Annotated in this window: 29 protein-coding genes and 1 tRNA gene; 20 read left to right on the top strand and 10 right to left on the bottom strand. The window is 70.8% G+C overall.

Annotation, left to right across the window (positions count from 1 at the left end):
- Window positions 1-115: 115 nt before the first annotated feature.
- From Q9S36_RS02770 to Q9S36_RS02750, 5 genes are all read left to right on the top strand, one after another.
- Complete coding sequence (locus tag Q9S36_RS02770; RefSeq protein ID WP_311283838.1) at window positions 116-889, top strand: hypothetical protein; 774 nt, start codon at window positions 116-118, stop codon at window positions 887-889.
- A gap of 115 nt (window positions 890-1,004) precedes the next feature.
- On the top strand, window positions 1,005-1,787 hold the full coding sequence (locus Q9S36_RS02765; RefSeq protein WP_253034246.1) for a DeoR/GlpR family DNA-binding transcription regulator: 783 nt from the start codon (window positions 1,005-1,007) through the stop codon (window positions 1,785-1,787).
- Entirely contained in the window at window positions 1,784-2,764 is a 981-nt protein-coding gene (locus Q9S36_RS02760; RefSeq protein ID WP_311283837.1) for a 1-phosphofructokinase family hexose kinase, read from the top strand. Before Q9S36_RS02765 ends, Q9S36_RS02760 begins: the two co-directional genes overlap by 4 nt.
- On the top strand, window positions 2,757-4,820 hold the full coding sequence (locus Q9S36_RS02755) for a fructose-specific PTS transporter subunit EIIC (RefSeq protein ID WP_311283836.1): 2,064 nt from the start codon (window positions 2,757-2,759) through the stop codon (window positions 4,818-4,820). Before Q9S36_RS02760 ends, Q9S36_RS02755 begins: the two co-directional genes overlap by 8 nt.
- Window positions 4,821-4,854: 34 nt before the next feature.
- Entirely contained in the window at window positions 4,855-5,124 is a 270-nt protein-coding gene (locus Q9S36_RS02750) for an HPr family phosphocarrier protein (RefSeq protein ID WP_064001929.1), read from the top strand.
- Window positions 5,125-5,196: 72 nt separating this feature from the next.
- On the opposite strand, the gene Q9S36_RS02745 is transcribed toward Q9S36_RS02750, so the two are convergent.
- Window positions 5,197-5,835 carry an MBL fold metallo-hydrolase gene (locus tag Q9S36_RS02745; protein ID WP_311283835.1) on the bottom strand — a complete coding sequence of 213 codons (639 nt, stop codon included), beginning with the start codon at window positions 5,833-5,835 and terminating at the stop codon, window positions 5,197-5,199.
- Window positions 5,836-5,948: 113 nt separating this feature from the next.
- Between Q9S36_RS02745 and Q9S36_RS02740 the strand changes: the two genes are divergently transcribed.
- Window positions 5,949-6,024 (top strand) — tRNA-Glu (locus tag Q9S36_RS02740).
- A 61-nt stretch (window positions 6,025-6,085) separates the two neighbouring features.
- Here the strand turns inward: Q9S36_RS02740 and Q9S36_RS02735 are convergent.
- Complete coding sequence (locus Q9S36_RS02735) at window positions 6,086-7,144, bottom strand: DUF4349 domain-containing protein (RefSeq protein ID WP_311283834.1); 1,059 nt, start codon at window positions 7,142-7,144, stop codon at window positions 6,086-6,088.
- A complete protein-coding gene (locus Q9S36_RS02730; protein ID WP_064001932.1) occupies window positions 7,141-7,701 on the bottom strand; it encodes an RNA polymerase sigma factor in 561 nt (186 codons plus the stop codon). The genes Q9S36_RS02735 and Q9S36_RS02730 overlap by 4 nt, the downstream gene beginning before the upstream one ends.
- A gap of 104 nt (window positions 7,702-7,805) precedes the next feature.
- Here Q9S36_RS02730 and Q9S36_RS02725 point away from each other — a divergent pair, with 104 nt between their 5' ends.
- Window positions 7,806-8,891, top strand: a complete 1,086-nt coding sequence (locus tag Q9S36_RS02725; RefSeq protein ID WP_311283833.1) for a TerC family protein — start codon at window positions 7,806-7,808, stop codon at window positions 8,889-8,891.
- 8 nt (window positions 8,892-8,899) lie between these two features.
- Here the strand turns inward: Q9S36_RS02725 and Q9S36_RS02720 are convergent, their stop codons facing one another.
- The gene (locus Q9S36_RS02720) at window positions 8,900-10,210 is read right to left on the bottom strand and encodes an LLM class flavin-dependent oxidoreductase (RefSeq protein WP_311283832.1); all 1,311 of its coding nucleotides are present in this window, start codon (window positions 10,208-10,210) and stop codon (window positions 8,900-8,902) included.
- Window positions 10,207-11,523: a PLP-dependent transferase gene (locus Q9S36_RS02715; RefSeq protein WP_311283831.1), complete on the bottom strand. Its 1,317-nt coding sequence runs from the start codon at window positions 11,521-11,523 to the stop codon at window positions 10,207-10,209. Before Q9S36_RS02715 ends, Q9S36_RS02720 begins: the two co-directional genes overlap by 4 nt.
- A gap of 226 nt (window positions 11,524-11,749) precedes the next feature.
- On the opposite strand from Q9S36_RS02715, the gene leuC reads away from it, so the two are divergent.
- The 6 genes from leuC to Q9S36_RS02685 all read left to right on the top strand — a co-directional run bounded on the left by leuC (window position 11,750) and on the right by Q9S36_RS02685 (window position 18,104).
- Window positions 11,750-13,192, top strand: coding sequence for a 3-isopropylmalate dehydratase large subunit (leuC, locus tag Q9S36_RS02710; RefSeq protein WP_311283830.1), 1,443 nt, complete (start codon window positions 11,750-11,752; stop codon window positions 13,190-13,192).
- 1 nt (window position 13,193) lies between these two features.
- Window positions 13,194-13,790, top strand: coding sequence for a 3-isopropylmalate dehydratase small subunit (leuD, locus tag Q9S36_RS02705; RefSeq protein WP_311283829.1), 597 nt, complete (start codon window positions 13,194-13,196; stop codon window positions 13,788-13,790).
- 65 nt (window positions 13,791-13,855) lie between these two features.
- Window positions 13,856-15,220: a UDP-N-acetylglucosamine 1-carboxyvinyltransferase gene (gene murA / locus Q9S36_RS02700; RefSeq protein ID WP_311283828.1), complete on the top strand. Its 1,365-nt coding sequence runs from the start codon at window positions 13,856-13,858 to the stop codon at window positions 15,218-15,220.
- Complete coding sequence (locus Q9S36_RS02695; protein ID WP_217532066.1) at window positions 15,217-15,987, top strand: 1-acyl-sn-glycerol-3-phosphate acyltransferase; 771 nt, start codon at window positions 15,217-15,219, stop codon at window positions 15,985-15,987. Before murA ends, Q9S36_RS02695 begins: the two co-directional genes overlap by 4 nt.
- Window positions 15,977-17,119, top strand: coding sequence for an NAD(P)H-dependent glycerol-3-phosphate dehydrogenase (locus tag Q9S36_RS02690; protein WP_311283827.1), 1,143 nt, complete (start codon window positions 15,977-15,979; stop codon window positions 17,117-17,119). Before Q9S36_RS02695 ends, Q9S36_RS02690 begins: the two co-directional genes overlap by 11 nt.
- On the top strand, window positions 17,025-18,104 hold the full coding sequence (locus tag Q9S36_RS02685; RefSeq protein WP_311283826.1) for a D-alanine--D-alanine ligase family protein: 1,080 nt from the start codon (window positions 17,025-17,027) through the stop codon (window positions 18,102-18,104). Before Q9S36_RS02690 ends, Q9S36_RS02685 begins: the two co-directional genes overlap by 95 nt.
- A gap of 6 nt (window positions 18,105-18,110) precedes the next feature.
- On the opposite strand, the gene Q9S36_RS02680 is transcribed toward Q9S36_RS02685, so the two are convergent.
- On the bottom strand, window positions 18,111-18,587 hold the full coding sequence (locus Q9S36_RS02680; RefSeq protein ID WP_253035172.1) for a DUF3515 family protein: 477 nt from the start codon (window positions 18,585-18,587) through the stop codon (window positions 18,111-18,113).
- Between the two features lie 22 nt (window positions 18,588-18,609).
- On the opposite strand from Q9S36_RS02680, the gene thiL reads away from it, so the two are divergent.
- Complete coding sequence (thiL, locus tag Q9S36_RS02675; RefSeq protein ID WP_311283825.1) at window positions 18,610-19,581, top strand: thiamine-phosphate kinase; 972 nt, start codon at window positions 18,610-18,612, stop codon at window positions 19,579-19,581.
- On the opposite strand, the gene rsmD is transcribed toward thiL, so the two are convergent.
- On the bottom strand, window positions 19,551-20,138 hold the full coding sequence (gene rsmD, locus Q9S36_RS02670) for a 16S rRNA (guanine(966)-N(2))-methyltransferase RsmD (RefSeq protein ID WP_253035174.1): 588 nt from the start codon (window positions 20,136-20,138) through the stop codon (window positions 19,551-19,553). The two genes, thiL and rsmD, sit on opposite strands and share 31 nt — an antisense overlap.
- A 44-nt stretch (window positions 20,139-20,182) precedes the next feature.
- Here rsmD and Q9S36_RS02665 point away from each other — a divergent pair, with 44 nt between their 5' ends.
- The 6 genes from Q9S36_RS02665 to mutM are packed head-to-tail and all read left to right on the top strand — an operon-like array spanning window position 20,183 to window position 25,307.
- Window positions 20,183-22,330 (top strand): ATP-dependent DNA helicase RecG, encoded by a 2,148-nt coding sequence (locus Q9S36_RS02665; RefSeq protein WP_311283824.1) that lies wholly within the window; start codon window positions 20,183-20,185, stop codon window positions 22,328-22,330.
- Between the two features lie 38 nt (window positions 22,331-22,368).
- Window positions 22,369-22,866 (top strand): pantetheine-phosphate adenylyltransferase, encoded by a 498-nt coding sequence (gene coaD / locus Q9S36_RS02660; RefSeq protein ID WP_311283823.1) that lies wholly within the window; start codon window positions 22,369-22,371, stop codon window positions 22,864-22,866.
- Between the two features lie 56 nt (window positions 22,867-22,922).
- The gene (locus Q9S36_RS02655; protein ID WP_253035192.1) at window positions 22,923-23,480 is read left to right on the top strand and encodes a DUF177 domain-containing protein; all 558 of its coding nucleotides are present in this window, start codon (window positions 22,923-22,925) and stop codon (window positions 23,478-23,480) included.
- 2 nt (window positions 23,481-23,482) lie between these two features.
- Entirely contained in the window at window positions 23,483-23,692 is a 210-nt protein-coding gene (gene rpmF / locus Q9S36_RS02650; protein ID WP_018188062.1) for a 50S ribosomal protein L32, read from the top strand.
- A 10-nt stretch (window positions 23,693-23,702) separates the two neighbouring features.
- Window positions 23,703-24,395 carry a ribonuclease III gene (gene rnc, locus Q9S36_RS02645; RefSeq protein ID WP_217532050.1) on the top strand — a complete coding sequence of 231 codons (693 nt, stop codon included), beginning with the start codon at window positions 23,703-23,705 and terminating at the stop codon, window positions 24,393-24,395.
- A 6-nt stretch (window positions 24,396-24,401) separates the two neighbouring features.
- Complete coding sequence (gene mutM / locus Q9S36_RS02640) at window positions 24,402-25,307, top strand: bifunctional DNA-formamidopyrimidine glycosylase/DNA-(apurinic or apyrimidinic site) lyase (RefSeq protein ID WP_311283821.1); 906 nt, start codon at window positions 24,402-24,404, stop codon at window positions 25,305-25,307.
- Here the strand turns inward: mutM and Q9S36_RS02635 are convergent.
- The 3 genes from Q9S36_RS02635 to Q9S36_RS02625 are packed head-to-tail and all read right to left on the bottom strand — an operon-like array spanning window position 25,304 to window position 26,710.
- On the bottom strand, window positions 25,304-25,429 hold the full coding sequence (locus Q9S36_RS02635) for a hypothetical protein (protein ID WP_311283820.1): 126 nt from the start codon (window positions 25,427-25,429) through the stop codon (window positions 25,304-25,306). The genes mutM and Q9S36_RS02635 overlap by 4 nt on opposite strands.
- Before the next feature lie 32 nt (window positions 25,430-25,461).
- Window positions 25,462-26,394, bottom strand: a complete 933-nt coding sequence (locus Q9S36_RS02630) for a GNAT family N-acetyltransferase (protein ID WP_311283819.1) — start codon at window positions 26,392-26,394, stop codon at window positions 25,462-25,464.
- A gap of 58 nt (window positions 26,395-26,452) precedes the next feature.
- Window positions 26,453-26,710, bottom strand: a complete 258-nt coding sequence (locus Q9S36_RS02625) for a hypothetical protein (RefSeq protein ID WP_311283818.1) — start codon at window positions 26,708-26,710, stop codon at window positions 26,453-26,455.
- Window positions 26,711-26,760 lie beyond the last annotated feature (50 nt).

Genomic DNA, 26,760 nt, shown 5'->3' with positions numbered 1-26,760 from the left:
GAATCGCTCCTCGAATTTCCCGGTCGAGTCTACTGACGCTCCCAGAACGCCTAGGTAGGCTGGCCTAAGTCGGGCCTGTAAAAACTTCGCTCGTCCGACAGAAAGGTTGATCCGCATGGGTTACATCAAGAGTGCTCTGCTCGAGGAGACCGGCTACGCCGTCCTCGACATGTACGGCAAGCACATCGATCCGAAGGAATGGCTCGACGTCGAGTACGTCGACTGGAAGTCGTCGGGGGACACCCGCTTCGCACCGCTCGCCTCGGCCAAGGGTGAGATCGAGTGCAACGGCTTCTGGAACCACCAGCCGCCGCGCACCGACAAGGACGGTGTCTGGATCCCCTCGCAGACCGAGAAGGCGCCCACGCTCACCGAGCGCGCGCTCGAGCCGGGCTCGAACGTCGGACGCTGCCGCATCATCGAGCTGCAGCCGAACACCTACGCCGACGCGCTCTACAACCTGCACCAGGACGACAACAACCGGCTGAACCCCGACGGCACCGGCTGGGTCGTCCGCAGCTTCTTCAACCTCACCGACGACAAGGACAGCTTCTTCGTCCTGCGTGACAACCGCACCGACCCGAGCGGCGAGACCCGCATCGCCCTGCCCGCCGGCGCGCAGCTCGTCATCGACACGCAGCGTCTGTGGCACGCCGCCTACCACCCCGGCGACGCCCCGCGGTACTGCCTCATCACGTCGTGGGAGTCGGGCCCCGAGCTCGACGCCTACATGGAGAAGTACAACGGCGTGAACAGGGTCGAGAGTGTTCCGCTCGACCAGGAGACCATCGACGCCGCGCAGGCCGAGCAGGAGCGGCGCATCGCCGCCCGCGCCGCCGCGCTCGCGGCTCGCGGTCAGCGCGAGGTCCTCGCGATGAGCGAGGCCTGACCCGCCTCTCCCTGACGACGCCCCCGGTCCTCGGCCCGGGGGCGTCGTCGCATGAGCGGTTCTTGTTTCGTGTGGTTTTGTGTTGTACCGTGTGGTCTTGTTCGAGGAGGACCACATGTACGCAACGGAGCGCCAGCAGCAGATCGAGCAGCTGATCGCCACGGACGGGCGCGTCGCCGTTCTCGACCTCGCGGATCGCTTCGGGGTCACCACCGAGACGGTCCGTCGCGATCTCGCCGCCCTCGAGCGTGTCGGCCTCGTCCGCCGCGTCCACGGCGGCGCCGTCCACCGGGCTCGCGCGAGCACCGCCGAGGTCTCGGTCGCCGAGCGGGCGGGACAGCGCAGCGGCGCGAAGCAGACCATCGCCCGTGCCGCCGTCGACCTGCTCGGCGCCGAGCTCGACGGCGCCCTCTACCTCGACGCCGGCACGACGACCGGGGCCATCGCCCAGCTCCTCGCGACCGGACCGCACCCCGCCGGCGACCTCGAGGTCGTCACGCACTCCATGTCGGTCGCCCACATCCTCGCCGGCGCCCCCGCCGTGGGACTGACGGCCATCGGCGGGCGGGTGCGCGGGCTCACCGCAGCCGCCGTCGGAGCGCAGACGGTGGAGGCGATCGGCCGACTCCGGCCCGACATCGCCTTCATCGGCACGAACGGCGTCTCCGCGGCATTCGGCCTCAGCACGCCGGATCCCGACGAGGCGGCCGTCAAGCGCGCCATCGTCGCGTCGGCCCGCCGCATCGTGGTCGTCGCCGACGGCGACAAGTTCGACGCCGAGCTCCTCGTCTCGTTCGCGTCGCTGACGGACGTCGACGTCCTCCTGACCGACACGGCGCCGGCGGGAGCCCTCGCCGCCGCCCTCCGCGACGCCGACGTGGAGGTGCAGGTCGGATGATCGTCACCCTCACCACCAACCCGTCCCTCGATCGCACGATCTCCCTCGCCGCGCCCCTGCAGGTGGGCGAGGTGCAGAACGCGCTCGGCGTTCGCGAGGATGCGGGCGGCAAGGGGATCAACGTCGCGCGGGTGGTCGCCGCGGCATCCCGTCCCACCCTCGCCGTCCTGCCGCTCGATCCCCGCGATCCGTTCGCGGGCGCCCTGGCGGCCACCGGCATCCCGACGCGGACCGTCGCCCACGACGGCGCCACCCGCGCGAACATCACGATCGCCGACCACGCCGGGACCACGACGAAGCTGAACCTGCCGGGCGCCGCGTTCACGGAAGAGGATGCCGCGGCCCTGACCGCCGCGGTCGTCGCCGCGTCGGAGGCCGCGTCGTGGCTGGTGCTCGCCGGATCGCTCGCGCCGGGCCTGCCCGTGGACTACTACGTGAGCGTGATCGAGGCGGTCCGTGCGGCCTGGGGACCCTCCGCTCCGCGCATCGCGGTCGACACCTCGGGGCCGGCCCTGGCCGCCGTCGTCGCCGCCGGGCGCCCCGACCTGATCAAGCCCAACGACGAGGAACTCGCCGAACTCACCGGTCGCGGCCTCGACGCGGAGCTCGAGCTCCCCGACGCCGTTGCGCGGATCGCGCGCCGGCTGGTCCCGGCATCCGTCGCCGCCGCCCTCGTGACGCTCGGGGGCGACGGAGCCGTCCTCGTCACCGCCGACGGCGCGTGGCACGGCGCACCGCCCCCGACGCGCGTGCGCAGCACGGTGGGGGCCGGCGACAGCTCGCTCGCCGGCTACCTGCTCGCCGAGACGACCGGTGCCGCACCGGAGGAGCGCCTGCGCTCCGGCATCCGCTACGGATCCGCGGCTGCGTCGCTTCCGGGCACCCAACCTCCCACCCCCCACGACCTGTCGACCGGCGCGGTGCCGGTGCGACTCCTCGCGCAGGACAACCCGACCACTGGAGGTCACCGTGACTGAGATCATCACCGCGGAACTCGTCAGTATCGACGAGCCGCTCGGCGCCGACAAGCGCGCCGTCATCGACGCCCTAGCCCAGCGCGTCGCGGCGCAGGGGAGGGCCACCGACGGCGCCCGCCTGGCCGACGACGCCTGGGCGCGCGAGGAGAAGGACGAGACCGGCCTGCCCGGCGGCATCGCCATCCCGCACGCGAAGAGCGCCGCCGTCACGCAGGCCTCTCTGGCCTTCGCGCGGCTGAACCCCGGCGTCGACTTCGGTGCCGAGGACGGCGGTGCCGACCTCGTCTTCCTCATCGCCGCTCCCGACACCGCCGCCGAGGAGCACCTCGCCGTGCTCTCCAAGCTCGCCCGCAGTCTCATGCGCGACGACTTCACGGCGGGCCTGCGCGCCGCATCGACGGCCGACGAGGTCGTCGCCATCGTCCGCGACGCCATCTCGGACGCGCCCGCCGCCGAGGCCCCCGCCTCGCGCGCCGAGGCGCGCGCCGCGGCACCGGCCGCCGCCGCCTCCGCCGACGACGCGCTCCTGATCGACGGCCGCCCCGCGCGCATCGTCGCGGTCACGGCGTGCGCCACCGGCATCGCCCATACCTTCATGGCCGCCGACGCGCTGACGGCGACGGGGCAGAAGGACGGCGTCGACCTGACCGTCGAGCCGCAGGGATCGAGCGGCTACAAGGCCATCGACCAGCGCATCATCGACGAGGCCGACGCCGTCATCTTCGCCGTCGACGTCGACGTCCGCGAGCAGGCGCGCTTCGCCGGCAAGCCGGTCGTCCGGGCCGGGGTCAAGCGCGGGATCGAGCAGCCCGCCCAGATGATCCGCGAGGCCGTCGCGGCCGCGAAGAACCCGAACGCCGCGCGCGTTCCGGCCGCGTCGGGCGCGAACGCGACCCGCGAAGCCGCACCCACCTCGCTCGGCGGCGCGATCCGCCGGGCGCTGCTGACGGGTGTCAGCTACATGATCCCGTTCGTCGCCGGCGGCGGTCTGCTGATCGCACTCGGCTTCGCTCTCGCGGGCTACCAGATCGCCTCGCCGCACGAGGGAGCCGACGTCAACAACGCCATCTACGCCCTGCAGAACTTCACGCTGTGGAACCTCCCGCCCGAGGGGCTCGGGTACTACCTCGGTGCGGTCGCCTTCCAAATCGGTGGCCTCTCCTTCGGGTTCCTCGTCCCTGCCCTGGCCGGTTACATCGCCTACGGCATCGCCGATCGCCCCGGCATCGCGCCCGGTTTCGTCGCCGGTGCCGTCGCCACCTTCATGGGTGCCGGCTTCATCGGTGCGATCGTCGGCGGTCTGCTCGCCGGTCTCGCGGCGTGGTGGCTGAACCGCCTCGACGTGCCGCGCTGGCTGCGCGGTCTGATGCCCGTCGTCATCATCCCGCTGCTCGCCTCGATCTTCGCGTCGGGTCTTCTGCTGATGGTATTCGGCGGCCCGATCGCCGCGCTCAGCGTGGCGCTGAACGAATGGCTGGGAAGCCTCACCGGCGCCGGCGTGATCCTGCTGGGCGTCATCCTCGGTCTCATGATGTGCTTCGACCTCGGTGGCCCCGTCAACAAGGTCGCCTACGGCTTCGCCACCGCGAACCTGGCACAGGGCATCGCCGGCGACGAGCGCTACCTGCAGATCATGGCCGCCGTCATGGCGGCGGGGATGGTCCCGCCGCTCGCGATGGCGCTCGCCTCGACCGTCCTCGGCCGCAAGCTGTTCACGGCGCCCGAGCGCGAGAACGGCAAGGCCGCCTGGCTGCTCGGCGCCGCCTTCATCTCCGAGGGGGCGATCCCCTTCGCGGCTGCCGACGTGTTCCGTGTCATCCCGGCGATGATGCTCGGCGGTGCCGTGACCGGTGCGCTGTCGATGGCCTTCGCGGTCACCTCCCGCGCTCCGCACGGCGGCGTGTTCGTCTTCTTCGCGATCGACAACTTCTGGCTGTGGCTGGTCGCGATCGCGGCGGGCACCGTCGTCAGCGCCGTCGCCGTCGTGGTCCTGAAGCGCTTCGTCCGCCGCCGCCCGATCGAGGCGGATGTGCCCGCCGTCGCCGCCACGGCATAGTCTCGATACACCGACTCAAGGAGGAAGATCCACCATGGCCGAACGGACCGCAACCGTCGCGAGCAGCTCCGGACTGCACGCCCGCCCCGCAAAGCTCTTCGTGCAGGCGGTCAAGGAGACGGGCGTGCCCGTCACGATCGCCGTTCCCGGTGGCCCCGACCAGAACGCCGGCAGCATCCTGACCCTCATGGGTCTCGGTGCGACGCAGGGCACGGTCGTCACGCTCAAGGCCGAGGGCGAGGGCGCCGAGGAGGCGCTCGACAAACTCGTCGCCTTCATCGAGACGGATCACGACGCCGAGTGAGTCTCGACCCCCACGAACGACGGATGCCGCGGAGCGCAAGCCCCGCGGCATCCGTCGTTCGTGCGTGCGATGTCAGAGGTCGGTCGATTCTCCCGGATCGAGGGTGACGAACTCGCCGCCGTTCTGCTCGGTCGCCCACTTCAGCCGGTCACGGTGCATCGCGAGACCCGCGCGGGAGAGCGTCATGTCGTGCGTGCCGAAGGCGCGGCGCGGCTTCACGGCGAGCACGTAGTCCATCGCCTCGCCGATCTTCAGCCACGGGGCGCCGATGGGCGCCGCGAGCAGACCGACTTCGACGCCCTCGGGGACGGCGTAGGAGTCGCCAGGGTAGTAGAACTCGTCGTTGACCAACACACCGAGGTTGTCGATGACGGGGATCGACTCGTGGATCACGCTGTGGGTGCCGCCGAAGAAGCGGAGTCGGAAGGGACCCAGCTCGAGTTCGTCGCCGACGTCCACCGCGGTGACGTCGTAGTCGGATGCCGCGGCCACGACACCCGCAGGCCCGAAGATCGGCACACCCGGCGCCTGGGAGAGGACGGCGTCGAGCTGGGCGGGGGTCCAGTGGTCCGGGTGCTCATGCGTGAGGATCACGCCGACCAGACCGTTCAGATCGTCGAGGGGCAGGGTGAAGGAACCGGGGTCGATGAGGAGGGTCTTACCCTCGCTGTCGAGGCGGAGGCAGGCATGTTCGTGCTTCGTGACGCGCATCGTCCCAGTCAACTCACGAAGGGGGGCGTGAGCAAGGGGGCGCCGATTTTGCACCGCTGTGAACGTCATGCATAATTGAACGGTTGCCTCCGCAGGGAGGGAACGAAAAGTACGGCCCCATCGTATAGCGGCCTAGTACGCCGCCCTCTCACGGCGGTAACGCGGGTTCGAATCCCGCTGGGGTCACCAGACAGACGACACCCCCGACCACCAGGTCGGGGGTGTCGTCGTTTCGGCGCGTCGCGGGATCTCAGGCCTCCGGCGATCCACTCCGCACCCGTGCTCGGCGTCGTGCCCGGCGCACCACCTGGACGACGGTGAGGATGATGCCGGCGACGACGAGCCAGGGGAGCAGGAATCCCAGACCCAGGACGATTCCGTTCAGTGTCGCGACGAGCGCGTTCCATCCGGTCGCGAAACCGTCGCCGAAACCCTGCGGCTCGGCGGCGACGACCTCACCCGGCTCGGTGACGGTGATCGTGGCGCTCGAGAGGGCGACGTCGTCGGCCAGCGCGTCGGACTGCGCCCGCAGCGAGTCGAGCTCCGCCTGCCGCTGCGAGAGCGCCTCCTCGGCGGTCAGCAGGTCGGCCGTGGTGGCGGCATCCGAGATCAGCGACTCCAGGCGGTCGACGGAGGTCTGCAGCGCCGAGATCCGTGCGCGGAGGTCGGTCGACTGGGCGGTGACGTCCTCTCGCGAGATCTCCGAGGACCGGACCTCGCCCACGTCGTCGAGATCGGCGAGGAAGTCGCTCAGCGTGTCCGCCGGCACGCGCACGGTGATCCAGGTGCCGTCCGCAGAGGAGGTCGCGACGTCGCCCGACGACTCCGCGGACGGTGCAGCCGAGACGTTCATCGACTCGACGTACCCGCCGGCCGCGTCAGCGCGGTCACCGATCTCCCTGGCGGCGGCGGCCGGGTCTCCTGCTTCGAGGACGGTCGAACTGGTCGCGACGACCTCGCGCCCGGTGGCGGCGGTCGAGCCGTTCTCCTCCGCGCCACCGCCCCCGTCGCCCCCGAGTTCCCCGTTCGCTTCGGGTGCGACGGCGCCGCCGGCACCCTCGTCGTACAGCCCCACGGATCCGCCCGCGCTGCTGCTCGCGCCCGTGCCGCTCAGAGCGGGTCCGACGAACCCGGCGACCACGATGACCGCGGCCGCGGCGCCCGTGTAGCCCCAGGCGCGACGCCGCCGGCGCTGCGACTGCTCCGTCGAGCGCGAGACCTCGGCGCGGATGTCGGCGAACAGCGCGGCCTCGATGTCGTCCTGCCGCTCGGGTGTGAGCTCGGGGAGCTCGAGGTCGGGCCCTGTCATGATCCCTCCGATCCGACGACGGCGCGCAGCTTCGTGCGCACCCGCGAGAGGCGGTTGCGGACGACCGCGTGCGAGATCCCGAGCTCCGCGGCCGCGGCGGCGTATGCGTAGCCCTCCGTCGCGCACAACCGGAAGATCTGCTGGTCGAGGGGGGAGAGGGTCCCGAGCTCCGCCATCACACGCTCGGCCAGGTCCCCGCCGATCACCTGATCCTCGACGTCGACGGTAGCCGGGAGCGTCTCCTCGACCGCCCCGGCGGTGTGCAGCCGGTCGCGGCGCTGCCGCCGCATCCGGTTCGCGCTCTGGAACCGGCAGATCGTGACGAGCCACGGCAGCAGCGATTCGCTGACGAGATCGAGCGTCGGCAGTCGCCGCCACGCGACCAGGAAGGTCTCCTGCATGACATCCTCCGCATCGGCCGTGTTCCCGAGGAGGCCATGGGCGAGCCAGTACACCGGCCTCGCGTAGGCGCGGTACAGCTCGCGGAAGGCCTGCTGATCGCCACCCGCGGCGGCGGCCACCAGGTCCGCGTCACGCCTCGCGAGCGGGTCGGCCATGGCATCCTCGTTCGTTCTGTCGATGGGGGAGTGTCGCGTCACGGGGGATCGTCTCAGGCACCTCAAAAGGTACTCTGGGGGACGCCCCCGCGTGAAAGGCCCTCATGGAGCTCCCCCTCTGGTTCGAGGTCGGCTCGCTGGTCGTGCTGACTCTCATCCTCGTCGCCGACCTGCTGCTGATCATCAAGCGTCCGCACGTCCCCTCGACGAAGGAGTCGACGCTCTGGGTCGTCTTCTACGTGGCCCTCGCGCTCGTGTTCGCGCTGATCATGCTGGTCGTGACGGACGTCGACTACGCCGGTCAGTTCGTCGCCGGCTGGCTGACGGAGTACAGCCTGTCGATCGACAACCTGTTCGTGTTCGTCCTCATCATGAGCCAGTTCTCCGTGCCGCGAGCGGCGCAGCAGAAGGTGCTGATGGTGGGCATCATCATCGCGCTGATCCTGCGCGGCATCTTCATCCTCCTCGGTGCCGCGATCATCGAGCAGTTCAGCTGGGTCTTCTACCTCTTCGGGCTCTTCCTCATCTACACGGCCTGGAAGCAGGCCTTCTCGAGTGAGGACGACGAGGACGAGGAGAAGAAGGAGAGCTTCGTCGTCCGCCTGCTCCGCCGTCGCATGTCGATCAGCGAGGAGTACGACGGCGCGAAGGTGCGTACCGTCATCGACGGCAAGAAGGTCTTCACGCCGATGATCATCGTGTTCGCCGCCCTCGGCATGACCGACCTGCTGTTCGCGATCGACTCGATCCCTGCGATCTTCGGCATCACGCAGAGCGCCTTCATCGTCTTCACCGCGAACATCTTCGCCCTGATGGGCCTGCGGCAGCTCTACTTCCTGCTCGGTGGTCTGCTCGACCGGCTGAAGTACCTGCACTTCGGCATCGCGTTCATCCTCGCCTTCATCGGCGTCAAGCTCGTCCTGCACGCGATGCACGAGAACGAGCTGCCGTTCATCAACGGCGGCGAGCACATCGAGTGGGCGCCGGAGATCTCCACCTGGGTGTCGCTCGGGGTGATCGTGGCCTCGATGGTCGTCGCGACTGTCGCCAGTCTCGTCGCCGCGCGTCGGGAGGGGTTGCGCGAGCCCCTTCCGGCGACGGGACCGACGCCCGTCGGCCACGCCGAGGACGTCGCCGCCGAGCAGGGCACGCCTTCGACCGTCGACCCCCGCCCGTCGCGGGAGGACTGAGGGGCGCCTCAGAACGGTCGCAGGTTCGCCCGGAGGGTCGGTTCGTACTCCCGGCGCAGGATGCCGCGGCGTCGCAGGATCGGGACGAGCTCGTCGAGCGTGCGGTGCACGGTCACGGGGTGCAGGTCGCCCCAGAGCAGCACGCCGTCGTTGCCCCACGCGCCGTACTCCTCGATGCGGTCGGCGAGCTCGTCGGCGGTCCCGACCCAGCCGGAGCCGTCGCTCAGACGGCCGAGGCGTGCGTGCGCCGCGAGGATCCGTCGCAGGGGTGCGTCGTCGTCGTGGTCGCCCACGAGTCGGCGGATGCTGCCGTGCGAGACGTGATCCCCGAAGATCCCCCGATCCAGGGGCCGGTCGAGGTCCAGGGTCGTCAGGTCCGTCTCGAGGTCGCTCGACTGCCGTTCCGCGATCCGTCGGAGCGTCGCATCGTCCGGTTCGAGCGAGGCGGCGACGATCCGGTCCGCCTCCTCGGCGGAGGAGACCACGACCGGCTGGATGGCGAAGAGGATCGTGATGTCCTCGGCCAGCCGACCCGCCGCGACCGCGGCGTCGTGGATGCGGCTGCGGTAGCCGCGGACGGAGTCCTCGGTCATCGACGCGAGAGCGAGCTGCACGTCGGAGTTCGCCCCGGCGAAGCCGAGGCCCCGCGGTGAGCCGCCCGGAGACACGATGACGGGTTCCCCGTCAGTGAACGGGATCGCGTTGAGGGGGCCGTCGAACGCGTAGTACTCACCGCGGTGGATCGTGGGTTCGAGCAGAGTCCCGTCCGCGTACCGACCGGCGGCGGGATCGGCGATGAGCGCTCCGTCGGGCCAGCTCCGCCAGAGCGCCCGTACCGCCGACATCCACTCCTCGGCGCGGTCGTACGCAGCGTCGTGACCGAGCTGCGAAGAGGTCGAGAAGTGGCGGGCGCTGCCGGTGTCGGTGACGACGTTGAGTCCGAGCCGGTGGCCGCTGAGGTGCTGCAGCGTCGCGAACTGCCGGGCCGCCGTGTACGGGAGGGTTGCGGCGGGGTTCACCGTGGGCACGATCCCGATGCGTTCGGTCGCCGCGAACAGGTACGGAGCCAGCAGCAGGGGGTCGAGCTTCGGACCGCCGAAGGCCTGGCGCACCCGCAGGTCGATCGTCTCGGCCGAACCCAGCGACGGCGCGTCCTCGATGATGAGCAGATCGAACCCCGCCTGCTCGAGGGTCCGGACGGCGTCCTGGTACAGCGCGGGGGAGGTCCAGTCGTACCCCCAATCGAGGTACGGGTGGCCCCATCCCTGCGGGCCGAAGCCGCGCGCGAGGAACCACCCGAAGTGCTGCGGGCGGCTCATGCGAGCACCGCCGCATCGTCCCGGACGGCGGATGCCGCCGCCGCGAGCGCCTGGTCCAGATCGGCCAGCAGGTCGTCGAGGTCCTCGATGCCGATGGACAGCCGCAGCGTGCCGGGGTGGACGCCCAGGGCCGCGCGCTCGGCGGGGGAGCGCCGGGCGTGACTGGTCGTCGCCGGATGCAGCACGAGCGAGCGGACGTCGCCGAGGTGCGTCATGTGGGTGATCACCGAGACCGCTTCGACGAACGCCCGCGCAGCCGGCAGCCCGCCGCGGAGCGTGACGGTGAAGACCGAGCCGTACCCGCCGCGGAGGGAGTTCCGCGCGAGGTCGTGGGTGGGGTGCGAGGCGAGCCCGGCGTAGTCGACCGACGCCACCTCGGGGCGGTCGGCAAGCCACCCGGCGACGGCGAGCGCGTTCTCCGATTGGCGCTGCACGCGGAGGCTGAGCGTCTCGATGCCCTGACCGATGAGGAATGCGGTCAAGGGGGAGGGCGTCGGCCCGTACCGCGGTGCGACGCTCTCCCGCAGGTGGGCGATGCGCGCGCGCCCGCCGTAGCGCTCCCAGACGCTCGGCGTGCCCGCGCCGCTCTCGACGAGGTGCGGGAAGAGGCGGCCGGAACGGGATGCGTCGAACCGTCCGTCGTCGACGATCACGCCCCCGAGCACGGCGCCCTGCCCGGCGAGGAACTTGCTCGCCGAGTGGACGACGATCGCGGCGCCGTGTTCGAGGGGACGCAGCAGATACGGCGTCGCGAACGTGTTGTCGACGATGAGGGGGATGCCGGCGGCGTCGCCGATCGCGGCGACCGCCGCGATGTCCAGGACGTCGTTGCGGGCGTTGGCGATCGACTCGCCGAGGAGCACGCGCGTCTCCGGGCGGATCGCGCGGCGCCAGGCATCCGGGTCCTGGATGTCGTCGACGAACGTCGTCTCGATCCCCAGTCGGGCCAGGTTGTCGACGAGCAGGCCGCGGGTGCCCTCGTAGATGTGCGTCGAGCTGACGATGTGCGATCCGGCGCTGACGAGCCCGAGCAACGCGACGGCGAGGGCGGCCTGTCCCGACGCGAGGAGGACCGCCTCGGCACCGCCCTCGAGCGACGCGAGCTTGCGCTCGACGGCGTCGACGGTGGGGTTGCCGGTGCGGGTGTACCCGTACCCGTCGCCGGCCCCGAAGTGGACGGCGGCGTCGTCGAACGAGTCGAAGGTGAAGCCTGCCGTGAGGTGGATCGGCAGGGCGCGCGGGGTCGCCGGCGCGGCATCCGTCCCCACGTGGACCTGTCGCGTCGTGAACCCTCCGGTGGTCCGCTCCGTCATCGTCGTCTCCCGTCCCTCAGGGCACACAGCGTGCCACGGGGCGGCGCGCGAGCCCCGATCGTGAGACGCGGTGTTACGCCGCCGGCTCGTCTCGCCCCGTCCGGGCCGGTGGTAGTCTGGCGCGGTGCGGACCGCTCGACTCCTTATCGGCCGCGACGAGACCTCGCTCTGAGCCCTCTCTCGTCGCGGAGGCTGTCGCGGGCGCCATCCGACATCAGGAGACACCATGAGCACGATTCCCGACCGTCCGCGGACCCTCGCCGAGAAGGTGTGGGACGACCACCTCGTCGTGAAGGGTGAGGACGGCAGTCCCGACCTCATCTACATCGACCTCCACCTCGTCCACGAGGTGACCAGCCCGCAGGCCTTCGACGGTCTCCGCGCCGAAGGTCGCCCGGTGCGCCGCCTCGACCTCACGATCGCGACCGAGGACCACAACACCCCGACGCTCGAGATCGACAAGCCGATCGCCGATCTCACGAGCCGCACCCAGATCGAGACCCTGCGCCGCAACGCCGAGGAGTTCGGGGTGCGGCTGCACTCCTTGGGCGACAAGGAGCAGGGGATCGTCCACGTCGTCGGCCCGCAGCTGGGACTGACGATGCCGGGCATCACCGTCGTGTGCGGCGACTCGCACACCTCGACGCACGGTGCGTTCGGCGCCATGGCGTTCGGCATCGGCACGAGCGAGGTCGAGCACGTCCTGGCGACCCAGACCCTGCCGCTGAAGCCCTTCAAGACGATGGCCATCACCGTCGAGGGCACCCTCAAGCCGGGGGTCAGCGCGAAGGACATCATCCTGGCGATCATCGCCAAGATCGGGGCCAACGGCGGGCAGGGGTACGTCCTCGAGTTCCGCGGCTCCGCCATCCGTTCGCTCTCGATGGAGGGCCGGATGACGATGTGCAACATGTCCATCGAGGCCGGCGCCCGCGCGGGGATGATCGCGCCCGACGAGACGACGTTCGCCTACGTCAAGGACAAGCCGCACGCACCGCAGGGCGCGGACTGGGACGAGGCGGTCGCCTACTGGCGGACCCTGCCGTCAGACGAGGGAGCCGTGTACGACGCGGAGGTCTTCCTCGACGCCGACGAGCTCGAGCCGTTCGTCACCTGGGGCACCAACCCGGGTCAGGGCGTGACCCTGAGCGGTGTGGTCCCCGATCCGGCCGAGATGACCGACCCCAACGAGCGCGCCGCCGCGGAGCGCGCCCTCGAGTACATGGACCTGACCCCCGGGACCCCGCTGAAGGACGTGCAGGTGGATGCCGTCTTCATGGGCTCGTGCACGAACAGCCGCATCGAGGATCTCCGCCAGTTCGCGTCGATCGTCCGGGGCCGGACCAAGGCGGACGGGGTCCGCGTCATGGTGGTGCCCGGCTCGGCGCGCGTCCGGCTGGAGGCCGAGGCGGAGGGGCTCGACAAGGTCTTCACCGACTTCGGCGCCGAGTGGCGTTTCGCCGGATGTTCGATGTGCCTCGGGATGAACCCCGACCAGCTCGCCCCGGGGGAGCGGTGCGCCTCGACGAGCAACCGCAACTTCGAGGGACGCCAGGGCAAGGGCGGTCGCACGCACCTCGTCTCGCCCCAGGTCGCCGCCGCGACCGCCGTGCTCGGCCGCCTCGCGAGCCCGAGCGATCTCGACGCACTCGCACTGACGGAGGCCTGACATGGAGAAGTTCACCCGCCACACCGGTGTCGGCGTCCCGCTGAAGCGATCCGCGGTCGACACCGATCAGATCATCCCGGCCGTCTACCTGAAGCGCGTCACCAAGACCGGCTTCGACGACGCGCTGTTCGCCAACTGGCGGCAGGACCCCTCATTCGTCCTCAATCAGGACGCGTACCGGAACGGCTCCGTCCTCGTCGCCGGACCCGACTTCGGCACCGGGTCGAGCCGTGAGCACGCTGTGTGGGCCCTCCGCGACTACGGCTTCCGTGTGGTGTTGAGCACCAAGTTCGCCGACATCTTCCGCGGCAACGCCGGGAAGCAGGGACTCGTCACGGGTGTGGTCACCGAGGACGTGCTCGAGGCGATCTGGGCGGCCCTCGAGGCGGAGCCGGGGCGCGAGGTGACCGTCGACCTCGAGACACGCACGGTACAGGTCGGCGACGTCCAGGCCCCGTTCGACATCGACGATTACACTAGGTGGCGGCTTTTCGAAGGGCTCGACGACATCGGGCTCACCCTGCGCAGCGAAGACAAGATCGCGCAGTTCGAGGCGCGCCGCGAGGCGTGGCGGCCGCGGACGCTCCCCGTCCGCTGATCGGCCCGCGCCCCGCACAACGGGGCCGACCACGCTTCCTCGACACCAGTAATGAGGTCCCACCGATGAACACACTTCTCCGCGACTCCGCGTCGACTCCCGCCAGCGGCGGCAGCACCGGTCAGACGCTCCGGATCCGCGGTGGTCGCCCGCTGCGCGGCCGCGTCGAGGTGAAGGGGGCGAAGAACCTCGCCACGAAGGCGATGGTCGCCGCCCTCCTGGGGGAGACGGCGAGCATCCTCCGTGACGTGCCGGACATCAGCGACGTCCACGTCGTCCGCTCACTCCTCGAGGTCCACGGCGTCCGCGTCGAGGACCTGGAGGACGGCGTCCTCCGACTCGACCCGAGCGGTGCCGTCTCGGCGCACATGGAGGAGATCGACGCGCACGCGGGGGCCTCCCGCATCCCGATCCTGTTCTGCGGTCCGCTGCTGCACCTCCTCGGCCAGGCCTTCATCCCCGACCTGGGCGGATGCCGCATCGGCGACCGTCCGATCGACTTCCACCTCGACGCCCTCCGCTCGTTCGGTGCCATCGTCGACAAGCTGCCCAGCGGCATCCGCCTGTCGGCTCCCGACGGCCTGCACGGCGCGAACATCGAGCTGCCCTACCCGAGCGTCGGCGCGACCGAGCAGGTGCTCCTGACCGCGGTTCGCGCCAAGGGCACGACGGAGCTGCGCAACGCCGCCATCGAGCCCGAGATCATGGACCTGATCGCAGTCCTCCAGAAGATGGGCGCGATCATCTCCTACGAGCCCAACCGGGTCATCTTCATCGAGGGCGTCGAGTCGCTGCGCGGGTACGACCACCGCAGCATCTTCGACCGGAACGAGGCGGCGTCCTGGGCGGCGGCCGCCCTCGCGACCGACGGCGACATCTTCGTCGGCGGCGCCAAGCAGCAGGAGATGCTGACGTTCCTCAACGTCTTCCGCAAGGTGGGCGGCGACTTCGACATCGCCGAGGACGGCATCCGCTTCCGTCGCGGCGGCCCGCTGAAGCCCGTCATGGTCGAGACCGACGTGCACCCCGGCTTCATGACCGACTGGCAGCAGCCCCTGATCGTGGCGCTCACGCAGGCCGAGGGCGAGTCCGTCGTCCACGAGACGGTGTACGAGAACCGTCTCGGCTTCACGCGTGCCCTCGTCCAGATGGGCGCCGACATCGTGGTGCACCCCGACGGCATCGCGAGCTCCGAACGCCGCGTGCCGCGTCGGGCGCTCGAGCAGGCCGCCGTCATCAACGGCCCGACCCCGCTGCACGGCGCCGACGTCGTCGTGCCCGACCTCCGCGGCGGGTACTCCTACGTCATCGCCGCCCTGGCGGCCGAGGGCGAGTCGACCGTGCGCAACATCGGGATCATCCGTCGCGGCTACGAGAAGTTCCTCGAGAAGCTGACCGATCTCGGCGCCGACTTCGACGTCACGGAGTGAGCGCGGTGGCTCCTCGTCGCCGCGCCTCCCCGGAGAAGACCCGCCCGAGCGTCTTCTGGCCGGCGGCGATGATCGTCGTACCCGCGACCGGCTGGTTCGCGAAGATCGAGATCGAGGGCGGCGAACACCTTCCCCGCGAGGGCTCCTACATCCTCGCGCCCAACCACTACAGCGAGTTCGATCCGGTGATCCTCGCCGTCGCGACATGGCGGCTCGGCCGTGCCCCGCGCTTCATGGCCAAGGAGAGCCTGTTCCACGTTCCCGTTCTCGGCTGGCTGCTGCGGGCGACGGGGATGGTGCCGGTGGCCCGGGCATCCACCTCCGCCGCGGCGAAGCAGACCCTCGCGCAGTCGAACGCCCTGGTGGCGGCGCAGCGCGGCGTCATCGTCTACCCGGAGGGGTCGCTCACGCGCGACCCCGACATGTGGCCGATGCGCGGCAAGACCGGCGCCGTCCGGCTCGCGCTGTCCGCGCCCGAACCGCTGCCGGTCATCCCCGTGGCGACGTGGGGCGTGCAGGAGATCCTGCCGCGGTACGGCCGTCTGCGCCTGTGGCCGCCGCGTCGCCGCGTCCGCGTCCTGCTGGGCCCGCCCGTCGACCTGTCCGCCTTCACCGACACCACGCTGGCGACGCTCACCGCGGCGACGGATGCCGTCATGCGCGACATCTCGATCCTGCTGGGACGCCTGCGCGGCGTCCAGCCTCCCGCCGAGCGGTGGAACCCGGCCCAGCACGGTCAGAAGGAGACGGGTCGCCTTGACTCCTAGGGAAGCGTCGCGCCGCGAGGCAGCGGCGCCCCGCGTCGCCGTGCTCGGTTCCGGAAGCTGGGGGACGACCTTCGGCAAGGTGCTCGCCGACGGCGGCGCGGACGTCGTCATGTGGGCCCGCCGCGCCGAACTCGCCCACGAGATCCGCGAGGGCAAGCGCAACTCGCAGTACCTGCCCGGAATCAACCTGCCGCGCGGGCTGTCGGCCACCCACCACCTCGCCGAGGCGCTCGACGGTGCGACGCAGGTCTACATCGCGATCTCGAGCCAGGCGCTCCGGCAGAACCTGAAGGGCGTCCGCCCTCTGCTCGCGACGAACGACGCACCGATCGTGTCGCTGATGAAAGGCGTGGAGAAGAAGACCGGGCTCCGGATGAGTCAGGTCCTCGAGCAGGAGCTCCACTGCGACCCGGCGCGTATCGCCGTGGCATCCGGACCCAACCTCGCCCTCGAGATCGCACGCGAACAGCCGACGGCAGCCGTCATCTCGTCGTCGAGCCAGGAGACCGCCGAAGCCGTCGCCCGCATCTCGCGCAACCGCTACTTCCGCACCTTCGTGAACACCGACGTCATCGGGACCGAGTTCGGCGGGGTGCTGAAGAACCTCATCGCCGTCGCCATCGGCATCGTCGACGGAGTCGGCTACGGCGAGAACACCAAGGCGTCGATCATCACGCGCGGTCTCGTCGAGATGACCGATTTCGCCGTCGCGCAGGGCGCGCAGCCCGAGACCCTGCAGGGCCTCGCCGGTCTCGGTGACCTCATCGCGACGTGCCAGTCCCCGCTGAGCCGCAACAACACGGCGGGCCGGCTGCTCGGCCAGGGGTACAGCTTCACCGAGGTCGTCAAGCAGATGGACCAGACGGCCGAGGGGCTCGCGTCGGTGGCACCGGTGCTGCAGTTGGCCCGCGAGGCCGGCGTCCACATGCCGATCGTCGAGCAGGTCAAGATGGTCCTCGACGGCACGATGAATCCGCGCGACATCGCACCGCATCTCACGACGGATGACGACGAGCCCACCGAGGAGAGGACTCAGAATGGTTCAGGCGGCAGTGGTTCTGCTCTTCGGCGGGCGTTCCAGCGAGCACTCGATCAGTTCCGCCACAGCGGGGGGCGTCCTCCGCGCGATTGATCGCGAGCGCTACCGGGTCATCCCGGTCGGGGTCACCCGCGAGGGCGCGTACGTCCTCGAGGACGACGATCCCGACAAATTCGCGCTGAACGCCGATCGGCTGCCGGAGGTCGTCGACAACGGCACCCGCATCGTGTGGCCGGAGTCGACCGTCGAGCGGGAGCTCTCGGTCCGTCGCCCCGACGGGACCGTCGAGTCCCTGGGGGATATCGACGTCGTCTTCCCGATCCTGCACGGCCGCTTCGGCGAGGACGGCACGGTGCAGGGGTTCCTCGAGCTCCTCGACCTGCCGTACGTCGGTGCGGGCCTGCTGATGTCCGCCATCGGCATGGACAAGCACACCACCAAGAGCATCCTTCAGGCGGCCGGGGTGCCCGTCGTCCCGTGGGTCACGGTGACGCGGGCGGGCCTCGAGCGCGACGGTGACCTCTGGCGTCGCCGCATCCGCGGCCTCGGACTGCCGGTGTTCGTCAAGCCCGCGCGTGCGGGATCGAGTGTCGGGGTGTCCAAGGTGTCCGACTGGGACGAACTGGATGCCGCGCTCGAGACCGCCTTCGCGGAGGACTCGAGCGTGCTCGTCGAGCAGGCCGTCACCGGCCGCGAGATCGAGTGCGGCGTGCTGCAGGGGCGCGACGGCGGCGACCCGCGAGTCAGCGTCGCCGGCGAGATCGTCGTCAGCGGTCGGGACTTCTACGACTTCGAGGCGAAGTACCTCGGCGCCCCCGGCATCGACCTCGTCTGCCCCGCGGAGCTCCACGACGGCGAACTCCGCGAGATGCAGCGGATCGCCGCCCGTGCGTTCGAGGCGGTCGGAGGGCAGGGGCTATCGCGGGTCGACTTCTTCTACACCGGCACCGAGTTCTTCGTGAACGAGGTGAACACGATGCCGGGGTTCACGCCGATCTCGATGTTCCCGACGTGCTGGATCGAGAGCGGGCTGAGCTATCCCGAGCTCATCACCGAGCTGATCGAACTGGCGCGCTGATCCATCTCACGGGACGACGTCGGATGCCGCGACGCACTGTCCCGTGGTCTCGAACCGCTTCGTGATGAGGCGGCTGACGGCGCTCACCGGACCGCTCGAGCTGACCTCGTCGTAGTTGATGATGAGCTGGATCGCCGGTTCGCGGCCGTAGGTCGTGATGCGGTACAGCGGTGCCCGCGAGTCGTCGACGACCCAGTCGACACCGTCGACCGTCACGCAGGGAAGCTCCGACGGACCGAGGGGCGGGACCCCGCACGCGAGCTGCACGGTCGTGGGGTCGCCCCAGGCGGCGGTCGACTGCGCGTCGGTCCAGCGCCGCGGCTGGTCGCCCAGGTCGTCGGGCAGCCGCACCATGACCTCCGCGCAGCGCGGGTCGTCGGCTCCGGGGGCGGCCTCGACCGCCACCGTCGACGAGCACCCCGACAGTGCCGCGACACCGGCGACGAGGAGGGCGAGCGCGACGGTCGAGCGGGTCCGGGGCATCGCTCCAGGCTACCGTGGAGCCATGGGTGAGCTCCGTGTGCGCGACGTCTCCGAGGCGGAGCTGCTGCGCCGCATCCTGCGCATCCTCGGACCGCTTTCGCGCGCCGAGGTGGGCCCCGGTGACGACGCCGCGGTCCTGGCCGTCCCGGGCGGCCGCGTCGTGGCGACGACCGACACCCTCGTCCACGGTCCCGACTTCCGATTGGCGTGGACGTCGCCGCGGGACCTCGGATACAAGGCCGCCGCCGTCAACCTCGCCGACGTCGCCGCGATGGGTGCGCGTCCCACGGCTCTGCTCGTCGCCCTGGCCCTGCCGGACTCCCTCCCGGCCGCCTTCGTCGACGACCTCGCGACAGGGTTCCGCGACGCGCTCGACGAGCTGGCACCCGGGTGCGCAGTGGAGGGCGGGGACCTGACCGTGTCCGACACCCTCACCGTCGCCGTCACCGCCCTGGGCGTCCTGGACGGCGTCTCGCCGGTGCTCCGCTCCGGAGCGCGGCCGGGTGACGACGTCGCCGTCGCCGGCGGCCTCGGCGCGGCGGCCCGCGGCCTCCGCCTGCTGTTCACCCGCTTCCGCGACGACGAGGGACGCCCGGTCGCCGTCGACCTCGCTGTCCTCACCGAGCAGGAGCGGCGGGACCTCTCGGCTCAGCTCCGGCCGCAGCCGCCGGTGCGGCTGGGGCTCGCTGCCGCGCGAGCCGGCGCGACCGCCCTCATGGACGTCTCGGACGGACTCGTCCTCGACGCGACCCGACTGGCGGACGCCTCCGAGGTGACGCTCCTCATCGAGGCGGACCTCGGTGACGACGCGCTCTCCGGCGGCGAGGACCATGCGCTGCTCGCGTGCTTCCCGGCCGGCACCGCGCCTGCCGGCTTCACCGTGATCGGTCGTGTCGCGCAGCGGCGGGAGGCGCCCGTCCTGATCCGGGGCGTCGCGCCGGACGGTCTCGGCGGGTGGGATCCCTATTCGGACTGGGACGCGGCGCTCGGCTGACCCGATCGCGCGAGCCACCACAGCGTCGTGTCGCCGTACTTCTTGCTGCGGTCGACGACGAGACCGTCGGGCAGGAGCGGCTCTCCGGAGCGCGTCGCGCGTTCGACGACGACCGTCGCGGCGGGGGTGAGCCGCGGCACGAGCAGCCCGAGCGTCGTCGACACCTCGGCATCCGTCATGTCGTAGGGCGGGTCGACGAACACGAGGTCGAACGCGGGTCCGCCGGCCCGCAGGAACGTGTCGGCGGCGGACCGGTGCACGGTCAGCCGGCGCCCCGGGAGGCTGGGCCCCACGGCGCGGACGTTGCGGTCGATGACGGATGCCGCGCGCGGCGCGCGCTCGACGAGGTCGGCCGACGCGGCCCCGCGGCTCACCGCCTCGAGACCCAGCGCTCCCGACCCCGCGTAGAGGTCGAGCACGGCAGCCCCGGCGAGCACGTCGCCGGCGTCGAGGGCGCCGAAGAGCGACTCGCGCACGCGCTCGCTCGTCGGCCGCGTGCCGGCGCTCGGCACGACCAAGGGCAGTGAGCCGGCGTCTCCCGCGATGATCCTCGTCACCCCGCCACGATAGCGGCGTCCGCGCCCGCTCCTAGACTCGAGGCATGCCGTCGTACTCGCTCGCCACACCGCTCGCCGAGGCGGTCGGCGACACGCTGGCGAAGGGGCTGCGTCGAGCGTTCCAGATGACCACGGTGGGCGACCTGATGGCGCACTACCCGCGACGCTTCGCGAGCCGCGGCCAGTTGACACCGATCGCCCAACTCCCGGTCGGCGAGCTGGTGACGATCGTCGCCGAGGTGCTCTCGGCGACGACACGGCAGATGCGCGGTCGTCGCGGCGAGATCGTCGAGGTCCTGATCGGCGACGGCAACGGCACGATGTCCCTGACGTTCTTCGGGCAGTCGTGGCGGGTGAAGGACCTGCGTGCCGGGCGCCAGGGGATCTTCTCGGGCAAGGTGGGGGAGTACCGGGGGCAGAAGCAGCTGACGCATCCCGACTACGAGCTCTTCGACGACGAGGGCACGGCCCGGCTGAGCGCCGAGGCGTGGCACAACGTCCCCATCCCGATCTACCCGGCCACGAGCACGTTCTCCAGCTGGCAGGTCAAACGCTGCGTCGACCAGGTGCTGACCGGGCTCGGCGAGGTGCCCGAACCGCTCCCCGACGCCTTCCGCGCCGCGCAGGGCCTGCTCGACGCCCGGACGGCGCTCGTGCGCATGCACGCACCGGAGTCCTTCGACCAGATCGGTCCGGCGCGCGAGACCCTGCGGATGCACGAGGCGTTCGTCCTGCAGGCGGCGCTCCTGCAGCAGCGGCAGTTCGTGCGCATGATGTCGGCGACCGCGCGCCCCGCGGGCGACCTCCTCGAGCGTTTCGATGCCGCGCTGCCCTTCGAGCGCACCCCCGATCAGCACACAGTGGGCGACCGCATCGCGGCGGACCTCGTCGGCGAGTGGCCGATGAACCGGCTCGTGCAGGGGGAGGTCGGCTCCGGCAAGACGCTCGTCGCGCTCCGCGCCATGCTCCAGGTCGCCCAGTCGGGCGGCCAGTCCGCGCTCATCGCCCCCACCGAGGTGCTGGCGGCGCAGCACGTCCGCTCGATGGCACGCATGCTCGGACCCGCGCTCGCACCGGAACTGATGCCGACACTCCTCACGGGTCAGCAACCCGCCGCGGAACGCCGTCGCGCCGCCCTGCGGGTGGCGTCGGGCCAGGCGCGCATCGTCGTCGGGACGCACGCGCTCCTCAGCGAGTCGACGACGTTCGCCGACCTGGGTCTCGTCGTCGTCGACGAGCAGCACCGGTTCGGCGTCGATCAGCGCGAGACCCTCCGCGCGAAGGGGAGTTCCCCGCATGTCCTCGTGCTCACGGCGACGCCCATCCCTCGCACCGTCGCGATGACGGTGTTCGGCGACCTCGACGTCTCGACGATCCGGACGATGCCGGGCGGCCGGGCGGGCATCTCCACCTTCGTCGCGCCGGTGGGAGAGAAGCCGGGATGGTTCGCGCGCGTCTGGGAGCGCGTGGCCGAGGAGGTGCGGCTCGGACGGCAGGCCTTCGTCGTGTGTCCGGCGATCGACGCGTCGACCGAGACGGACGAGGACGAATCCGTCGAGGAGGCCGAGCCCGGCCGCACCCGCTGGGGCGTCCTGCAGGCGGCAACGCTCCTCGAGAGCCACCCCGACTACCGCGACATCCGCGTCCAGATCCTGCACGGCAAGATGCCCGCCGATGAGAAGGATGCCGTGATGCAGGCGTTCGCCCGCGGCGACATCGACGTGCTCGTCGCGACCACCGTGGTCGAGGTCGGCGTCGACGTCCCCAACGCGTCAACCATGGTCATCCTCGAAGCCGACCGCTTCGGGGTGTCCCAGCTGCACCAGCTCCGCGGTCGCGTCGGCCGCGGTGCGGTCCCCGGGCTCTGCATCCTCGTCACCGAGGCCGATCCCTACACCCCGGCCCGCGCTCGCGTGGAGGCGGTCGCGGCGACGACGGACGGTTTCGAACTCGCCGAGGTCGACCTCGACCTGCGGGGCGAGGGGGACGTGCTGGGCGATGCGCAGTCGGGCGTCCGCTCGTCGCTGCGACTGCTGCGTGTCGTGGCGGATGCCGATCTGATCGCCACCGCCCGCGCCGAGGCCGAGCGTCTTCTCGCGGAGGACCCGGCCTTGGATCGCCACCCGGGCCTCGCTGCGGCCATCTCCGGGCGCGTGAGTCACCGCGAGCGCGCCGCCCTCGCGAAGAACTGACCCCCTCCACGTCGCGTCGCATCGTTAGGCTCGTCGATATGAACAACCGGATCGCCGTCGTGCCCGGCTCCTTCGACCCGCCGACGCTCGGCCACCTCGATGTGATCCGACGCGCGGCCGCCCTCTACGACCAGCTGCACGTCCTCGTGGTCCACAACCCGGGGAAAGAGGCGATGCTCCCGATCGCGCAGCGACTGACGCTGCTCGAGCAGTCCATCGCCGAGAGCGACATCGACGGTGATGTCGTCGTGGCGGCATGGAGCGTCGGGCTGCTGGTCGATTACGCGACGGACGTGGGCGCGGGGGTGCTCGTGAAGGGGATCCGTTCGCAGGTGGATGTCGCCTACGAGACGCCCATGGCGATCGTGAACCGCCACCTCGCCCACGTGGAGACCGTGTTCCTGCTGCCCGATCCCGCGCACGCGCTCGTCTCGAGCTCGCTCGTGCGCCAGGTGGCCTCGCTCGGCGGTGACGTGTCCCCGTTCGTCCCGGCTCCGGTCGCGCGATTCCTCGACACGGGAGCCCACCCCGCCTGATCCGGCCCGCCGGCGTCCGCGCACGCGTACGATGGACGACCGTGGTCAGAAAGCGTGTGAGCGGTCCGTTCGTCCTCCCCGTCCGCGACATCGTCCGGGCTCCCGGTGAGATGCGCGAGTTCGAACTGCGGGTCCCCGCTCCGGAGAAGTGGGGAGAAGGCCTCGCCTTCGTCCGCGCCGGGGGAGAGGTCGAGGTCGACGTCCGTCTCGAGTCGGTGCACGAGGGCATCCTGGTCACCGCCGAGATCGCCACGACCTACGACGGCCAGTGCAGCCGTTGCCTCGTAGACCTGACACACCCCCTCGAAGTCGAGTTTCAGGAGCTCTTCGGGTATTCTGGGGATGAAGCGACTGACTTCGAGGTTCAAGACGACCACGTGGATCTTGAAACTCCTGTCAGGGATGCGATCGTCCTGTCGCTTCCGTTCCAGCCGGTGTGTCAGCCGGATTGCCCCGGACTAGATCCGTCCACGGGCGAGAGGCTGACCGGAGCACCGGTCCCGGAGACTCAGATCGACCCGCGCTGGAATGCGCTGGCCGCCTTGTCGGCCCGAACCCCAGACCACGACGACGAGGCCACGCGCCCCGACGCCGACGACACAGAGAAGAGCTGACCATGGCAGGTAACCCCCCGAAGCGGAAGGTCTCCCGCTCCAACACCCGTTCGCGCCGCGCGCAGTGGAAGGCCGAGGCCCCCACGCTCGTCAAGACCATCGAGAACGGCAAGGTCGTCTACAGCCGTCCCCACCAGGCGAAGGTCGTCACCGACTCGCAGGGTACGGAGCTGTTCCTCGAGTACAAGGGCCGCAAGGTCGCCGACATCTGATCGTCGCGTCGTGACGGACGCCGCCACCGATCACTCGGTGCTCACACACAAGCTCGGGGTCGAGATCGACCCCGAGCTTGTGTCGCTTGCGTTGACCCATCGTTCGTACGCGTACGAGCACGGCGGTATCGCGCACAACGAGCGTCTCGAGTTCCTCGGCGACTCGATCCTCGGCATGGCCGTCACCGTCCACCTCTATCGGACGCACCCCGACCTGGATGAGGGATCCCTCGCCAAGCGGCGGGCGAGCGTCGTCTCGACCGTCGCTCTCGCGGAGGTCGCCCGCGGCATGGGCCTCGGTGCGCACCTGCGGCTCGGCCGGGGCGAGGACCAGACCGGCGGGCGCGACAAGGATTCGATCCTCGCCGACACCACCGAGGCGCTCATCGGGGCCGCCTACCTGTCCGCCGGTATCGAAGCGGCGACCGCTCTCGTCCTGCGCCTGGTGTCCCCGTTGATGGCGGACCCCGAGCGGTACGGCGCAGCGATGGACCCGAAGACGAGCCTGCAGGAACTCGCCGCGCGCCTGGGCTACGCGGCACCGACGTACACCGTCGAGGCGGCGGGGCCGGATCACCACCGGGTGTTCACGGCGACGGTGGCCGTGGGCGAGGTCGCGCGGACCGGCGGCGGTTCGAGCAAGAAGCAGGCCGAGATGGCGGCAGCGCTCTCGGTCTGGCGCGAACTCTCCGCGCGGGCCTGAGTCCCCGTGCCCGAACTGCCCGAAGTCGAGGTCGTGCGCGCCGGTCTCGTCCCCGCTCTCGCCGGCGCTCGCCTCGACGCCGTCACCGTTCTGGACGCCCGGTCCCTCACCCGTCACCCGGGCGACGCACTCGACTTCGAAGCGCGGCTGACGGGTCGGCGCGTCGACGCCGTGGTCCGCCGCGGCAAGTTCCTCTGGATGCCGCTGGCGGATGCCGGTACGGAACCGGCCGAGGCGATCGTCGGTCACCTGGGGATGAGCGGGCAGATGCTGCTGCGCGAGCCCGGCACACCGACACTCCGCCACGAGCGGATTCGCTTCGATGTGCGGCATCCGACCCACGGTGAGATCGCGATGGTCTTCGTGGACCAGCGGACCTTCGGCTCCCTGGCGATCGATGGGCTCGAGCGCACCCTCGACGGGGCCGCGGCAGGACGGGGGAGCGACATCTCGCTCGTCCCCACGCAGGTGGCGCACATCGCGCGGGATCCGCTGGACCCCGCGTTCGACGATCGCGCGTTCCGGACCGCGCTCGGTCGGACGCGCTCCGCAGTGAAGCGTGCACTGCTCGATCAGACCGTCGTCAGCGGAATCGGGAACATCTACGCCGACGAGGCGCTGTGGGCCGCGCGGCTGCATCCGGAACGCCCCGCGAACGAGCTCCCGACGCGCGCAGTCACCCGCCTGCTCGGCGAGGTCCGGGCCGTGCTGGACCGGGCCCTCGCCGAGGGCGGGACGAGCTTCGACGCGCAGTACGTGAACGTCAACGGACAGGCGGGGTACTTCGCCCATTCCCTGAACGCCTACGGGCGGACGGGTCAGCCCTGCCCGCGCTGCGGCACGCCGATCGTGCGGGTGAGCTTCACCAACCGATCGAGTCACTACTGCCCGCGGTGTCAGCGACGCAATTAGTCGAGGACCTTTTTCCAGGCACCGATGTACGCCGCCGGCTCGAAGCCGATCGTCTCGTTGATGCTGAGCATCGGACGGTTCTCCTCGGCGTTCCAGGTGACGATGCGGGAGGACCGGGGCATGACCTCTCGCCACCGGAGGATACCCGCGCACTTCACCAGCTGCCCGAGGCGGTGCCCCGATGCTCACGGAGCACGAGGGTGTCCATCTGCTGTGTCGGCGCGGTCGGGTCGACGCCGGAGCAGAGCTCGTTGAACGCGACGACCGTGCCGGTCGCCTCATGGACGGCCACGGTGACGAGCACCGTCTGTCCGCCGTCGACGAAGCGGGCGTCGTGGCGCGCGAGGCGCTCGACGTCCCAGGTCTCCTCGTCGATCTCGAGCCCCGCCGCCGGGGCGTCCGTCGACATCCGCGACTTCGCCCAGGCGAAGCTCTCGCGGTAGGCCTCGGGAGTCGGGAGCATCCACTGCTCCACGCGGTAACCGTCGGCATGCGATCGGGCGTCGGCGAGGAGGTCTCGTACGGTCGGCAGTGCGGGTTCGATCTCGAGCACGCTTTTCCGGTCGACTTGTTCGAGCGTGTACCCGTGGCGTCGGAAGTAGCGCGCGGGACGGTCCAGCGGGATCTCCCCGTAGCCCGTCGGAGCGGCGAGCCGTTCCGAGGTCGCACCGGCGTCGGGCTCGGGGTGCTCGGCCCATGCCTGCAGGACGGTGCGTCCCGCGTCACGGGCGGTGCCCTCGACGACGGCGTGAAGCGCACCGCCGATGCCCCTGTTCTGGACCCGCTCGAGGAGTTCGACGGTCCAGTAGGCGACCTGCGACCCCTCCTCGGCGGGGAGGTCGACGATGACGCGCCCCACCACCTGGTCCTCGACCAGAACGATCCAGCTGCGCTTGTCGTTGTCCGGGTCGGGTTGGAAGTGGGGGAGCAGTTGGGCCGGTGTCACGGCTTCATCGTCGTTGTCGCTGATCTCGCGGTAGATCTCGTTCCGGACGTCGACCATGGCGATGAAATCGGCGGCATCCGAGGCATCGCCGGTGGCCGGTACGACCAGGGGGCGCAGTTCGAAGGGGACTGACGCGGTCATGAGGGACTCGTTTCTGAGAGGTAGGGGGCCGCGAACGGGTTGCGGCCCCCCGGGGGTGTCATCGACGCGGAGCGAGGAGCGCACGACGGCGTTCCCACTCGGCTTCCCGCGCCTCGCGAGCGAGACGCTGGGCACGGCGGGCATGGACGGCCTCGCGATCCGGGCCGGGGCGCGTGCTCCACAGGAGCAGCGCGACGGCCAGTCGCAGGGCGATCCGGTCGAGGAACGTCTGACGGGCGGAGGTGCCCGTCGAGGTGGGATGCTGCAGCGCGGCGAGGACCGCCGAGGTGCGCTGCGGCGCGGTGAGGGTGGACATGAGTGATCTCATTTCGGAAGGGATGGATGCCGCGGAGCGCGGCGGAGGAT

The organism is Microbacterium sp. ARD31, assembly GCF_031844425.1.
The sequence above is the reverse complement of the archived record's forward strand: the minus strand, read 5'-3'. Positions and strand labels throughout refer to the sequence as shown.

What these genes read in the sequence shown, in the direction of transcription:
- Q9S36_RS02770 (WP_311283838.1), top strand. Translation starts at nt 116, where the DNA reads ATGGGTTACATCAAGAGTGCTCTGCTCGAGGAGACCGGCTACGCCGTC.
- Q9S36_RS02765 (WP_253034246.1), top strand. Translation starts at nt 1,005, where the DNA reads ATGTACGCAACGGAGCGCCAGCAGCAGATCGAGCAGCTGATCGCCACG.
- Q9S36_RS02760 (WP_311283837.1), top strand. Translation starts at nt 1,784, where the DNA reads ATGATCGTCACCCTCACCACCAACCCGTCCCTCGATCGCACGATCTCC.
- Q9S36_RS02750 (WP_064001929.1), top strand. Translation starts at nt 4,855, where the DNA reads ATGGCCGAACGGACCGCAACCGTCGCGAGCAGCTCCGGACTGCACGCC.
- Q9S36_RS02745 (WP_311283835.1), bottom strand. Translation starts at nt 5,835, where the DNA reads ATGCGCGTCACGAAGCACGAACATGCCTGCCTCCGCCTCGACAGCGAG.
- Q9S36_RS02735 (WP_311283834.1), bottom strand. Translation starts at nt 7,144, where the DNA reads ATGACAGGGCCCGACCTCGAGCTCCCCGAGCTCACACCCGAGCGGCAG.
- Q9S36_RS02730 (WP_064001932.1), bottom strand. Translation starts at nt 7,701, where the DNA reads ATGGCCGACCCGCTCGCGAGGCGTGACGCGGACCTGGTGGCCGCCGCC.
- Q9S36_RS02725 (WP_311283833.1), top strand. Translation starts at nt 7,806, where the DNA reads ATGGAGCTCCCCCTCTGGTTCGAGGTCGGCTCGCTGGTCGTGCTGACT.
- Q9S36_RS02720 (WP_311283832.1), bottom strand. Translation starts at nt 10,210, where the DNA reads ATGAGCCGCCCGCAGCACTTCGGGTGGTTCCTCGCGCGCGGCTTCGGC.
- Q9S36_RS02715 (WP_311283831.1), bottom strand. Translation starts at nt 11,523, where the DNA reads ATGACGGAGCGGACCACCGGAGGGTTCACGACGCGACAGGTCCACGTG.
- leuC (WP_311283830.1), top strand. Translation starts at nt 11,750, where the DNA reads ATGAGCACGATTCCCGACCGTCCGCGGACCCTCGCCGAGAAGGTGTGG.
- leuD (WP_311283829.1), top strand. Translation starts at nt 13,194, where the DNA reads ATGGAGAAGTTCACCCGCCACACCGGTGTCGGCGTCCCGCTGAAGCGA.
- murA (WP_311283828.1), top strand. Translation starts at nt 13,856, where the DNA reads ATGAACACACTTCTCCGCGACTCCGCGTCGACTCCCGCCAGCGGCGGC.
- Q9S36_RS02685 (WP_311283826.1), top strand. Translation starts at nt 17,025, where the DNA reads ATGGTTCAGGCGGCAGTGGTTCTGCTCTTCGGCGGGCGTTCCAGCGAG.
- Q9S36_RS02680 (WP_253035172.1), bottom strand. Translation starts at nt 18,587, where the DNA reads ATGCCCCGGACCCGCTCGACCGTCGCGCTCGCCCTCCTCGTCGCCGGT.
- thiL (WP_311283825.1), top strand. Translation starts at nt 18,610, where the DNA reads ATGGGTGAGCTCCGTGTGCGCGACGTCTCCGAGGCGGAGCTGCTGCGC.
- Q9S36_RS02665 (WP_311283824.1), top strand. Translation starts at nt 20,183, where the DNA reads ATGCCGTCGTACTCGCTCGCCACACCGCTCGCCGAGGCGGTCGGCGAC.
- coaD (WP_311283823.1), top strand. Translation starts at nt 22,369, where the DNA reads ATGAACAACCGGATCGCCGTCGTGCCCGGCTCCTTCGACCCGCCGACG.
- rpmF (WP_018188062.1), top strand. Translation starts at nt 23,483, where the DNA reads ATGGCAGGTAACCCCCCGAAGCGGAAGGTCTCCCGCTCCAACACCCGT.
- Q9S36_RS02635 (WP_311283820.1), bottom strand. Translation starts at nt 25,429, where the DNA reads ATGCCCCGGTCCTCCCGCATCGTCACCTGGAACGCCGAGGAGAACCGT.
- Q9S36_RS02630 (WP_311283819.1), bottom strand. Translation starts at nt 26,394, where the DNA reads ATGACCGCGTCAGTCCCCTTCGAACTGCGCCCCCTGGTCGTACCGGCC.
- Q9S36_RS02625 (WP_311283818.1), bottom strand. Translation starts at nt 26,710, where the DNA reads ATGTCCACCCTCACCGCGCCGCAGCGCACCTCGGCGGTCCTCGCCGCG.